The sequence below is a fragment of the Campylobacter coli genome, assembly GCF_009730395.1.
GTDB lineage: Bacteria > Campylobacterota > Campylobacteria > Campylobacterales > Campylobacteraceae > Campylobacter_D > Campylobacter_D coli.
The window spans coordinates 1,278,751-1,291,377 of record NZ_CP046317.1 but is presented as its reverse complement, the minus strand read 5'-3'; the positions used below and the strand labels follow the sequence as shown (position 1 = coordinate 1,291,377).

The window sequence follows — 12,627 nt, the reverse complement described above, 5'->3', positions numbered from 1 at the left end:
TTTAACTCCTCATCCTAAAACTCAAAGCTTCTAAAATATGATTTTTACTAAGAAGTTCTTTTTCTTCAAAATCTGCAATAGATCTTGACACTTTTAAAATTTTATTTAAAGCTCTTTGTGAAAGATTATAACGCGAAATGGCTAAATCCAAAGTATCCTTGGCATCTTTTTCTAAAATACAAAATTTTTGCAATTCTGTATCGTTTAATTTGCCATTAAATTCTTTTTGGCCGCGTTTTTTGCCAAAGATAAAAGCCTTTAAAATTCTTTCACTCATTTCTTTTGAATTTATACTTGACTTATCATCTTTGCTGATCTCATCCATAGCTACATAAAGATCAATTCTATCCATAATAGGGGCTGAAATGTGATTTTTATATCTTTTAATCTCATTTTCACTGCAAACGCAAGACAGATTTTTAGAAAATAAATTTCCACAAGGACAAGGATTTTGAGCGGCAACAAAACTGAATTTGGTTTCATAAGTGGTTTTTGAATTGACTCTTGAAATATGAATTTTATGATCTTCTAGAGGTTCTCTTAGACTTTCGATAATCTGTTTGTTAAAATGAGGAAATTCATCAAAAAATAAAACTCCACCATTAGCTAGAGCGATTTCACCTATCTTCGCATTTTTTGCTCCACCACCAAAAATACTAGCTCTTGTAGAGGTATGATGAGGGTGTCTTAAGGCTCTTTTTTGCGTAAATTCGCAATCTTTAGAATTTAAAGACATATAAGCATTTTGCATTAAAACCTCATTTAAACTTTGTGGAGGCATGATTTCAACAAGGCGTTTTGCACACATACTTTTGCCACTTCCTGGACTTCCTTCAAAAAGTATATTATGCATGCCTAGTGCTGCTATCAAACAAGCTCTTTTAGCTTTTTCTTGTCCTTTGATATCTTTAAAATCAAGTTCAAAATGATGATTTTTAATAAAAATTTCATTTTCTATAATCAAAGGATTTGCAAATAAAGGATGGCTTTGGGTGAATTTGAATTTCTCATAGTTTTTTTCTTTAAAAAATTCAATCACTTCATTTAAATGCTCAAGTCCATAAATTTCTAGATTGGGTATCATAGAAGCTTTTAGAGCTATATTTTTTGGGACTACAACTTTTGCACTTTTTACCTTTGTGGATAAAAATAAAAGTAAAGAAAAAAGCTCATTGGTGCTTTTGATACTTCCATCAAGACCAAGCTCACCTACCACAAAAAAATCATCAAAGTCTTCATTTTGCAACAATATAAGCGTAGCGATAACTAAATCAAAATGAGAACCTTTTTTTGGAATTCCTGAAGGGCTAAGATTGATGGTGATTTTTTTAGCAGGAAATGAAAAATTGCAAGTTAAAAGTGTGGCTTTGATACGCTCGATACTTTCTTTAATTGCAATATTTGCAAGTCCGACTATGCTTAAATTAGGTAAGCCTCTTGTAAATGTAGACTCTACATCGATGATATCTAAATTCTCATCAAAGCTTACACATTTTAATTTTTTCATTTAGATTTTTTTTGATTTTTAAGTTTCTTTTTAAATTCTTTATCAAATTTTTGTCTTTTTAAAAAAGAAATCTTTTCTATAAATAAATGACCATTAAGATGATCATTTTCATGCTGGATGGCCACAGCTAAAAATCCTTGAGCTTCTAATTCTTTAAAATTTCCAAAGCGATCTTGATATTTAAGCAAGATATGATTATAACGCTCCACTTCTTCAAAGAAGTCAGGCACGCTTAAACAACCCTCAGTGCAGGTGATTTTTTCTTCACCTAAAGGAATGATTTGCGGATTTATAATTTCTAGTAAGTCTTCTTTTTTCTGCTCTTCATTTTCATCTAAAATATTTACGATCAATGCACGAAGTGGGATATCTACTTGTATAGCAGCCAAACCCACTCCTTGACTAGCAATCATAGTATCATACATATCATCAAGCAGGGTATGAAGTTCTTGATCAAATTGCTTTACAGGTTCAGAATTTAAAAAAAGTCTAGAATTAGGATAAGTGATAATTTTTCTAACCATAAACAACCTTTATTTAAATGATTTTACTCATTTAAAACTTTTTTCTAAAACCTTATCGATCAAACCATACTCTTTAGCTTCTTGTGCTGACATGAAAAAATCTCTTTCTGTGTCTTTTACTATTTTAGCGACTTTTTGCTTAGTATTTTTTGCCAAGATATCATTAAGTATAGCTTTTAATCTTAAAATTTCTTTGGCTTGAATTTCAATATCTGTGGCTTGACCTCTAGCTCCACCTAAAGGTTGATGAATCATAATACGTGAATTAGGCAAAGCAAAACGTTTTCCTTCTGCGCCACAACTAAGCAAAAATGCTCCCATAGAAGCAGCTTGTCCTATACAAATCGTACAAACATCAGGTTTGATATAGTTCATAGTATCATAAATACTAAAACCACTTGTAATTACACCACCTGGAGAATTGATATAAAGATAAATATCTTTTGTAGGATCTTCAGCTTCTAAAAAAAGAAGTTGTGCTACGATAGAAGCGGCAAGTTCATCATGAATTTCACCACTTAGCATAATAATTCTATCTTTTAAAAGGCGTGAATAAATGTCATAACTTCTTTCACCACGACTAGATTTTTCAATAACATAAGGAATAAACATTATTTATCTTCTTTCTCTTTTTTGCTCACTTTTTCCGATTTTTCTGTTTTTGGCATAAAAATATCATTAAAAAGTTTTTCTTCAATTAAAGCCATTTTCACAGCAGGCAAAGCTCCTTGTTTTTTATAGTTTTCTAAATGCTCTTTTGGATTCATACCATAGCGATATGCTTCAAAATAAATCGCTTGAATCAATTCTTGATCATTTACTTCAATCTTACGCAATTTTGCAAGTTCATCAATGATAAAAGTAAGTTTTACACTTTTTTGTGCTTCTTCTTTAAAAGAATCACGTTTTTCTTGATATTTTTCTTTACTTGCTTTAAGCTCTTCAATTTCTTTTTCGCTAAAAGTATTAAAAGCCGCACGCATCTGCATATCAGTTTCTTGTTCTACTATGCCTTTAGGTAAATCAAAATTATATTTTTCAATCAAAGCATCTGCAAATTTGCCTTTTAATTCATCATTTACAAGCTTGAAAAGTTTTTCATTTTTGATTTGCTCTTTTAATTTTTCATCTAAAACTTCAACACTAGCTTTTTCTTCTCCTGGTAAAAGTTTTTTAAGCATTTCATCATCAAGTTCAGGCAATTTCAATTCTTGAATTTCGTGTAATTTTACTTTAAATACCGCATCTTTTCCAGCTAAATGTGCTGCGCCGTATTCTTTAGGAAAAGTTACTTTTATATCTTTTTCTTCTCCGCTTTTCATTCCTACCATACCTTCTTCAAAACCTGGTATGAATTGTTTAGAACCTATTTCTAAAACATAATTTTCAGCTTTACCTCCATCAAAAGCTTTCCCATCTACAAAACCCTCAAAATCAAATTTTGCAAAATCACCTTCTTTTAAAGCTCTTTTGGTTTTAATAGCTTCAGGAGTAGCAAAGCGTTTTAATAATTCTTCTTTTTTCTCATCGATTTCTTTTTTAGTTACTTTTGGAGTTTGATACTCAGGAATCAATTTTTCATAGCCATCGAGTTTAAATTCAGGCTTAAAAGAAAGAGCTAATTCAGCAACAATTTCTCCATCTTTACGATCAAATTTTTCAAAATATGGCTCACCTACAAGTTCTTTTGCTTCTTTTTTTAATTCTTTTAAAGCGCTATCAACAGCAGATTTAAAAAGATTTTGTTCCGCATCTTGAGTCAATTCTTTTTGATATCTTTTAAGTACAGCAGCAACAGGAACTTTTCCTGGTCTAAAGCCGTCCATTTTTACATTTTTAGAAGCTTTTTTAGCTAAATTTTCTACTTCGCTTTTAATCATCCCTGAAGGAATTTTTACACTAGCAGTCGCATTAACAGAGTCTAATTGCTTTGCTTTTACTTCCATAACATTTTTCCTTATAAAATAAAATTTGCTTTAATCATAGCAAATTTTTCCTTATTAGTTGCATAAAATTTTAAAGCATTTTATGTTAAAATGAGCCAAGAAAAAAATACGGAGAATAATTTGCAAGAAAAATTTGAAAATTGCGTAAAAACTATGCTTGAAATTATGGGGGAAAATCCAACTAGAGAAGGACTCGTAAAGACGCCTAATCGTGTTTTTAAAGCTTATGAGTTTTTAACAAGTGGATATAAAAAAAATGTCAAGGAAATACTAAATAATGCTTTATTTGAAAGCTCAAATAACGAAATGGTTCTAGTGCGTGATATAGAATTTTACAGTCTTTGCGAGCACCATCTTTTACCTTTTTTTGGCCGCGTGCATGTGGCTTATATCCCTGACCAAAAAGTGGTTGGGCTTAGCAAAATTCCACGTCTTGTAGAAGTATATGCGAGAAGACTTCAAATTCAAGAACAACTTACCGAACAAATTGCTGAAGCTTTGATGGAAAATGTTGGTGCAAAAGGTGTTGGTGTGGTTATAGAAGCAAGACATATGTGTGTAGAAATGCGTGGGGTACAAAAAGCAAATTCTACTACTACCACTTCGGCTCTTCGTGGACTTTTTTTAAAAAATGAAAAAACACGCGAAGAATTTTTTTCACTCATTAATTCTCCTAAGCAAGTTCGTTTTTAATGAATTTAGAAAAACTTCGTTCTAAGCTTGGCAAAGAAAATTTAAGTGCTGTTTTTGGAGAGATCACTAAAATTTCTGCTACAAGTATAGAAATTCGAGGACTTAAAACGGGTGTGGGTGACATCATTAAACTTGTTTCAAATGAAAATGAAAATTTAAACACCTTAGCTATGGTTGTTGAAATTAAAGAGCAATTTAGTTATCTAAGTCCTTTTTCTTTCATAGAAGGTTTTAAAATAGGCGACCGCGCTTTTATAAGTGATGCAGGAATGCAAATAGGCGTTAGTGATGAGCTTTTAGGAAGAGTGGTGGATCCTTTTATGCGCCCTAAAGATGGCAAGGGTGCTATAGAGGCGACTAAATATATGCCTATCATGCGTGCACCTATTGATGCGATGAAAAGAGGACTTATAGAAGAGGTTTTTCCTGTGGGAGTTAAAACCATAGACGCACTTTTAACTTGTGGCGTGGGGCAAAAATTAGGCATTTTTGCAGGAAGTGGCGTAGGAAAATCTACTCTTATGGGTATGATAGTTAAAAATTCAAAAGCTCCTATCAAAGTAGTCGCACTTATAGGCGAAAGAGGGCGCGAAATTCCTGAATTTATACAAAAAAATTTAGGTGGAAAGCTTGATGATACGGTAATTATCGTTGCAACAAGTGATGATAGTGCTTTAATGCGAAAATATGGAGCATTTTGCGCTATGAGCGTGGCCGAATATTTTAAAGAACAAGGCAAAGATGTACTTTTTATCATGGATAGCGTAACGCGGTTTGCCATGGCACAAAGAGAGATAGGACTTGCCCTTGGCGAACCTCCTACTACAAAAGGCTATCCTCCAAGTGTTTTAAGTCTTTTGCCTCAGCTCATGGAAAGAACGGGAAAAGAAGAAGGTAAAGGAACCATAACGGCGTTTTTTACTGTTTTGGTTGATGGAGATGATATGAGTGATCCTATCGCCGATCAAAGTCGTTCTATCTTAGATGGGCATATTGTTTTAAGTCGTGAGCTTACGGATTTTGGAATTTATCCTCCTATTAATATACAAAATTCAGCCTCAAGGGTAATGGGCGATATCATAAGTCCTGAACACAAACTTTGGGCTAGAAAATTTAAACGCTTAAATTCGCTTTTGAAAGAAAATGAAGTATTACTTCGTATCGGTGCTTATCAAAAGGGTAGTGATAAGGAGCTTGATGAAGCTATAGCTAAAAAGGAATTTATGCAAAAATTTTTAGGACAAAATCCCGAAGAAAGCTTTGAATTTGAAGAAACTATAAGACTTTTAAGTCAAATTGATGCTAATGTTGCCCCTAGTGCAGTGCAGCAAAATATCAATATGGGAAGTTCTAACGCAACACTACCTAATCCTAATCTTAAATAATCTTTTTTTGTATTAAAAATAATTTCAATAAATATAGAAATGTAAATTTCATCAACAAATCAAAATCTTTAGATTGATACTTGCATATCAATCTAAATTTTACACATCAATTTCTAATCAAAACCTTTTCTTTTTCACATCTTCAAGTATGTTATTAGCTATATCACTTACTGTACTAGAAATAATAGCAGACTCATTAGCAATCTCTACATTATCCTTAGTGGTTTGATCAATTTGAGCTACACTCTCATTGATTTGAGTAATACCTGCAGTTTGCTCTTTAATAGATTCTGCCATATCATTGATAGATTGAACCAATAAATTAGTATTAGCTTCTATTTCAGATAAAGACTTTTGAGTTCTCTCAGCTAACTTTCTAACTTCATCAGCAACAACGGCAAAGCCTCTACCATGTTCTCCTGCTCTTGCAGCTTCAATAGCAGCATTTAATGCTAGAAGATTGATTTGATCTGCAATATCTCCAATAATACCTGTAACATTTTTAATCTCTTCAGATTGAGTGATAACATCACTAGTTTTAACTGAAACATTTTGCATAGAAGAAGTAATCTCTTCTAAAGCAGCTGCGGTTTCTTCTAAAGAAGCTGCTTGAGAATTAGAAGATGAAGTAAGGTTTTGAACTGCACTTTGAAGTTTAGAACTTTCACTAGCTAAGTGATTAGCAAAGTCAGAACTTTGTTTTAACATCTTAACAATTTCATCCCCTAAAGCATTAGTAGTAACTTCAACACTACCATTAGCATTATCAAGTTTATTTCTAAAGTCTAAAGACTTATATTCTTCAAAGATCTTATGAATAGCATTCATATCTGATCCTACTCTAGTTTGTAAAACATCTAAAAGTCTATTTAGAACATTTTTAAGTTCTATTAATTGTGGATTTCTAGGATTAGCTGTAATTCTTGCAGTAAGATTACCACTTTCTACTACTCCTACAGTTTCAACACTTTCTTTTACTGCTTTAGCATCTTGTTCTAAACCTTGTTTAGTAGCAAGGATGTTTTCGTTGATAGCTTTAGAGATTTGACCAAATTCATCATTGGTTTTTACATCAATAGTAGAAACATTTTTAGTTTTATGGTTGATGAAATCGAAGAAGGAGTTAAGTCCTACTTGGATAGAAGCAAGTGGGGAGAGGCTTCTGCTGATTGAAAATCTAATCAATATTAAAGCTATGATTATAGCTATAATACTAACTATAACTTGTTTCATTAAAATAGAATTAACAGCTTGGGTATAAACTTTGTTTTCTGTTATTGTACAAATTCTAAATAAAGGATTAAAAGCAGAATTACACATAATCGCATAATCTACGCCTTGGCGATCTTTAGCGGTAAATAAAGTATCTTGATTTTTTGGATCAATAAGAGCAGGATCTGCTTTGATTGCATTGGCGATATTGATACTTAATTCTGTTTTTGTTAGTATTTTAGCAACTTCATTATTAAAAAGTATTGTTCCTTCTGGATCAAGTACTTCAGTAAAGGTATTGTATGATTTTCCTACAGTTAAAACATTGGTTGAAAATTTTGCTAGATCATAATCTCCACCTACAACACCTCTAAAATTTCCATTTCTATCATAAAATGGAGCAGCGTAAGTTAAACCAACCTCTCCGCTATTGGCGGATTTATAAGGTTCTGTTACTATAAGCTTTTTTGCTTCTTTGGCAGCTTTATACCAAGGACGATTTTTAGTATCATAACCTTTTGATAGATCTAAAATTTGATCATCAGATTGATAATTTTTTCCTGTATTATCAAATCCTACATAAACTAGATCATAGCCATTAACTTTTTCAAGTGTTTTGATAAGATTGATTAGCTCTTCATCGCTCATATCAGGATGATTTGTTAGCTCATTGGCTAGTATTTGAATACCATTTCTTTTTGATATACTATAGCTTTCAAAGAAAGCACCCACATCTTGCATAGTTTTTAACTGATTGTCTTTTAGCAATTCATATGTATTGTTTCTCGAATCAAAGTAACTAACAGCACTTGTGATTGTAAAAATTAATACAACTAAAATTCCAACCATTAGCGTAAGCTTAGCTGAAATTCCAACGGATTTGCCTGAATTTATTGATTGCATTATAACTCCTATATTTATATTGACAATGAAATAAAAATATTATTCTAGCAAAAAACAAGAGAATAAAGTATAAAAAATGAACTTTTTTACATAAAAAATCAAAAATTTTTAATTATTTTGTATATTTTTATCAAGTATTAACTTTTTATAAATATAAAGAGTTTTAAAATATTATTTATTTAAGAATATTAATGCAATTTACATTTGAACAAATTTTTATCGCAATGCTATTGACTCTTTTTGCAGGTTTTTCTACAGCTATAGGTTCTACAATAGCCTTTTTTTCCAGAAAAGATGATTTAAGAGTGCTTTCTTTGGGGCTTGGTTTTTCAGCTGGAGTAATGATATACATTTCTTTCATGGAAATTTTACCTACTGCACTTAAAGATTTTAAAAATCACTATGATTCGCATTGGGCTGAGCTTTTGGGATTAGCTTGTTTTTTTTGGTGGAATTTTAATATCTTTATTGATTGATAAATTAATCCCCGAAGATGTCAATCCTCACGAGCCTAAAGAGGATTTAAGCGAGTTAAAAATTTGTCCCTTGCCCCAAAAAGGACAAAATCCTCCGAAATTTCATCCTGGAGAAAAGTTGCATCAGATCAATACTAAAGCTTTAAAACGTACAGGGATTTTTACAGCTTTGGCTATTGCTATACATAATTTCCCAGAAGGTTTTGCTATTTTTATTTCAAGTCTTGATAATCTTACTTTAGGAATTGCTATAGCTATAGCTGTGGCTATCACAATATCCCAGAAGGTTTGGCTGTGAGTTTGCCGATTTATCATGCTACAGGAGATAAGAAAAAAGCTTTTATTTATTCAGCTCTTTCGGGTTTTGCAGAGCCTTTGGGTGCTTTTGTTGGAGCTTTGATTTTATTGCCTTTTATAGGCGATCTTACTTTAGCTATAAGTTTTGCTGTGATTGCAGGAATTATGGTTTTTATATCTCTTGATGAGCTTTTGCCCGCTGCAAAAACTTATGATAAGGCTCATGATAGTTTATATGGACTTATCGCAGGAATGGCAATAATGGCTTTAAGTTTAAATTTGCTTGGACAATAGAAAGCCTTGCGGCTTTCTTGAATTTAGTTCGCACCTTTTGGCGCGCTAAAGGCAGTAAGTTTTGGTAGTTCACCTTTAAATTTTTCTATGTTTACGAGCCCTGTGTGAGAGATATTGCCATTGGCAAGTTTTGAAGTTGGTATATCCATGGTTAAAACATTTGCATTTCCACATTTGCAAAGTCCGTTTTCATTAGGATCGTACCAAGCACCTTCGCAAAGTCTTACAACCCCTTGCATGATTTCATCACTTACAACTGCCCCTGCTAAAACTTCACCGCGTTTATTAAACACACGCACTACATCGCCATTTTTTATACCAAGTTTTTTTGCATCTTTGGTATTTATCAAAATCGGCTCTCTATCTTTTATCGCATAAGTATCTCTTAAACTTGTGTGGCAAAGCTGAGAATGTAAGCGATCTTTTGGATGGTTCGTGAGTAGATGAAAAGGTGCTTCTTTGGTAGCATTTCCAAGCCATTCAATAGGCTCAAACCAAGTAGGGTGGGCTTTGCAATCATCATAATTGTAATTTTTGATTGTTTGAGAGTAAATTTCAATCAAGCCTGATTCTGTGCCTAAAGCATTAAGGATTGGATCTTCTATAAATTCTGAAAAACGTGTCCATTCTAAGCTTTCTGCAGTGGCTTCAAAAGTAATAGGTTCGTTTTTTGCCCAAAATTCTTCAAAATTTGGCATAGGAGTAGCAAAAGCCTCACCAAAGCTTTGAGTTTGTTTTAAGGCACTATCATAATATTCTTTGATGAAGTCTTTTGCTTTTTTGCCCTTTTCTGTATAAGCATTGTATACATTTTGACCATAAACTTTGCAAATATCAGCAAAAATTATATAATCATCTTTGCTCTCACCCACAGGCTCAACTGCTTGTTTCATAGGAGCTATATGCATATTAGAATAATCCCCACTCATAGTAATGTCATCTCTTTCATAAGATGAAGTTGCAGGCATTACAATATCTGCCATTTTCGCTGTTGGAGTCCAATAAATTTCATTAACTACTACAGTACGAGGTTTTCGCCATGCTTTTACATTGGTATTGGTATCTTGATGATGCACGAGCGGATTTCCACCTACCCAGTAGATAAAATCAATATCAGGATAAGTAATTTTGCTACCATTGTGATCTATGGTTTTGCCAGGGTTAAGTAAAGCATCTGCTATTCTTGCTACAGGGAAAGAATAACTTGCAGCATTTTGAAGCCATTCTGCGCTACCGCTTGCTTGGTTTGATTTAGCCAAACCTTGAAATTTGCCATTTTTCCAAATTCCTAAGCTTCCAGCATTGATTCCGCCGATTACCCCACCTTTGCAAGTTGGCACACCTCCATTGCTATAATGGTAACTAAGCCCAAAACCACCTCCTTTGGTACCGATTTGTCCTATCATAGAAGCTAAAGTTACAAGCATCCAGTGTGGTTGCTCGCCATAATGAGCTCTTTGCATACCCCAACCACTCATAATCATAGTAGGATTATCGTAGAAAATTTCAGCTAAATTCTTAATCATCTTTTCATCGATACCACAAATTTTGCTTGCCCATTTAACATCTTTTTTGATACCGTCTTCTTTTCCATCAAGATAATCTTTAAATTTATCAAAGCCAGTAGTATAATTTTCTAAAAATTCATAATTAACTTTATTTTGAGCAATCAAATGACTTGCCATACCCATCATCAAAGCTACATCGGTATTTGGGCGTGGTGCTACCCATTTTGCATTTAAAAATTGAGCTGTATCGGTTTTTACAGGATCAATGCAAATAACTTTTATTTTCTTTTCTTTAAGTTTTTCAAAATAAGCCAAACCTCTTTGTTCTGATGCAGTCCAAGCAATGCGTAAAGTAGAAATCGGGTCAGCGCCCCAAATAACGACATATTTAGAATGCTCTAAAATATTTTCCCATGAGGTTTGCTGTTCATAAACTTCAATGGAACCAACCACATAAGGCATAATAATCTGAGAAGCCCCTGTAGAATAGTCTCCAGTAGCGCCAACAAAACCACCTGTAACATTTAAAAATCTATGTAATAATATTCTAGCATTTTGCATATTACCACTTGATTTCCAACCATAACTTCCACCAAAAATAGCACTTGTACCCTTAGCTTCTCTTGTTTTTTTGAGTTCTTTTGCGATAAGTTTTATAGCTTCATCATAACTTACACGAACAAATTCATCTTTTCCACGAAGTTCAGGTTTAGGATTGTCAGGGTTTTCAAGATAGGATTTGCGTACATAAGGATATTTTACGCGAGATTTATAAACCATATCTGCGGTGTAATGCTGCAAAGGATTATCCATCTTAGTGATTTTTTCCCAAGGTTCACTTTTAATGATTTTACCATCTTTTATGGTAAGCTTTAAAATTCCCCAATGAGCTGCCGTGATGACTTCACCGTTTTTTACAAGTCCAAGACTTACTTTTGTAGCTTCTGCACTTTTTCCTGCACCTAAAGTCGGAATAAGGGGTAAAGTACTTAATGCTGCACCAATTTTTAAAAATCTTCTTCTATCTAACATAGCCTTTCCTTTTATTTTGCTTTAAAATCTTTTGCGTTTTTTTGTAAATATTGTATTACTAGCCATCTATCTTTTTTATCAATCCCTGTTCTATCTGCCATAGAGCGAAAAACAGCAGGCCAAGCATTAGCGGTAAATTCTTTTTCAGGATGTAAGGCATGGCAAATTCCGCAATTTTCAGCAAAAAGATTTTTTGCACGACTTAACATTTCTTTATTGTCTTTAGCAAAATCTTTTTTATCTGCCCAAATTTCAAGGCTCACCTTATCCCATTTACCATTTTTTCCCGCACTTGTTTGTGAGAAATTGAGTTTTGTATTTTTAGAAAAAGCAGCAACAATGATTCTTTGGGAATCGTTAAAATAAATCACAGAAGGAGCTTTGGGATTTACATATCCATCAACTTTTATTAAAACCCTATCTTTATCACTTTTTAAAATTTCAAAAGCATTTGTAGGTAAAAGCCTTCCTGTAACTTTAGTATCATCTTTGTTAAGATAAAGCGATACAACTTCATCTGTATAGGCTATTTCCTTAGCCCATAAACATGTCGCCAAGACAAAAAAAGAAATGAAAATTTTCATTGTCAATCTTTGATAATAATTATAATAGTATTATTTAAATAATTAATTATTCATTAATAAGATATTTTTTATTCTATATGTAAATATTTAATATTTCTATATTATTCCTTATGATTTCAAACTCATAGGGCTGATATTTTATCATCAATGAAATTTAAATGTATTTTAAAAATTAAATTGTTTATTTATGATAAATTCATATTTTTTATGATTGACACAAGCTTTGCTTGGGTTTTTTTAATCACTTATATGAGTGATTTTTATAG

Annotated in this window: 9 protein-coding genes and 1 pseudogene; 3 read left to right on the top strand and 7 right to left on the bottom strand. The window is 32.5% G+C overall.

Translation table 11 applies throughout. From position 1 onward, the window contains the following. Position 1 precedes the first annotated feature (1 nt). The 4 genes from FOC43_RS06505 to tig are packed head-to-tail and all read right to left on the bottom strand — an operon-like array spanning position 2 to position 3,977. Entirely contained in the window at positions 2 to 1,507 is a 1,506-nt protein-coding gene (locus tag FOC43_RS06505; protein ID WP_002778536.1) for a YifB family Mg chelatase-like AAA ATPase, read from the bottom strand. Then, the gene (gene def / locus FOC43_RS06500) at positions 1,504 to 2,031 is read right to left on the bottom strand and encodes a peptide deformylase (protein WP_002778535.1); all 528 of its coding nucleotides are present in this window, start codon (positions 2,029 to 2,031) and stop codon (positions 1,504 to 1,506) included. The genes FOC43_RS06505 and def overlap by 4 nt, the downstream gene beginning before the upstream one ends. A gap of 27 nt (positions 2,032 to 2,058) precedes the next feature. Further along, entirely contained in the window at positions 2,059 to 2,643 is a 585-nt protein-coding gene (gene clpP, locus FOC43_RS06495) for an ATP-dependent Clp endopeptidase proteolytic subunit ClpP (protein WP_002778534.1), read from the bottom strand. Next, positions 2,643 to 3,977: a trigger factor gene (tig, locus tag FOC43_RS06490; protein WP_004284729.1), complete on the bottom strand. Its 1,335-nt coding sequence runs from the start codon at positions 3,975 to 3,977 to the stop codon at positions 2,643 to 2,645. Before tig ends, clpP begins: the two co-directional genes overlap by 1 nt. 120 nt (positions 3,978 to 4,097) lie before the next feature. Between tig and folE the strand changes: the two genes are divergently transcribed. Continuing rightward, positions 4,098 to 4,670, top strand: coding sequence for a GTP cyclohydrolase I FolE (gene folE, locus FOC43_RS06485; protein ID WP_002778530.1), 573 nt, complete (start codon positions 4,098 to 4,100; stop codon positions 4,668 to 4,670). Further along, the gene (gene fliI / locus FOC43_RS06480; protein ID WP_002778528.1) at positions 4,670 to 6,055 is read left to right on the top strand and encodes a flagellar protein export ATPase FliI; all 1,386 of its coding nucleotides are present in this window, start codon (positions 4,670 to 4,672) and stop codon (positions 6,053 to 6,055) included. The genes folE and fliI overlap by 1 nt, the downstream gene beginning before the upstream one ends. Before the next feature lie 117 nt (positions 6,056 to 6,172). On the opposite strand, the gene FOC43_RS06475 is transcribed toward fliI, so the two are convergent. Further along, positions 6,173 to 8,170, bottom strand: coding sequence for a methyl-accepting chemotaxis protein (locus FOC43_RS06475; RefSeq protein ID WP_155820411.1), 1,998 nt, complete (start codon positions 8,168 to 8,170; stop codon positions 6,173 to 6,175). Positions 8,171 to 8,361: 191 nt separating this feature from the next. Between FOC43_RS06475 and zupT the strand changes: the two are divergent. Next, positions 8,362 to 9,237 (top strand): annotated as a pseudogene (gene zupT, locus FOC43_RS06470) (zinc transporter ZupT). A 23-nt stretch (positions 9,238 to 9,260) separates the two neighbouring features. Here the strand turns inward: zupT and FOC43_RS06465 are convergent. Next, positions 9,261 to 11,777: a molybdopterin guanine dinucleotide-containing S/N-oxide reductase gene (locus FOC43_RS06465; RefSeq protein ID WP_004284739.1), complete on the bottom strand. Its 2,517-nt coding sequence runs from the start codon at positions 11,775 to 11,777 to the stop codon at positions 9,261 to 9,263. 11 nt (positions 11,778 to 11,788) lie between these two features. Next, positions 11,789 to 12,361, bottom strand: a complete 573-nt coding sequence (locus FOC43_RS06460; protein WP_002777913.1) for a cytochrome c3 family protein — start codon at positions 12,359 to 12,361, stop codon at positions 11,789 to 11,791. Between the last annotated feature and the right edge of the window lie 266 nt (positions 12,362 to 12,627).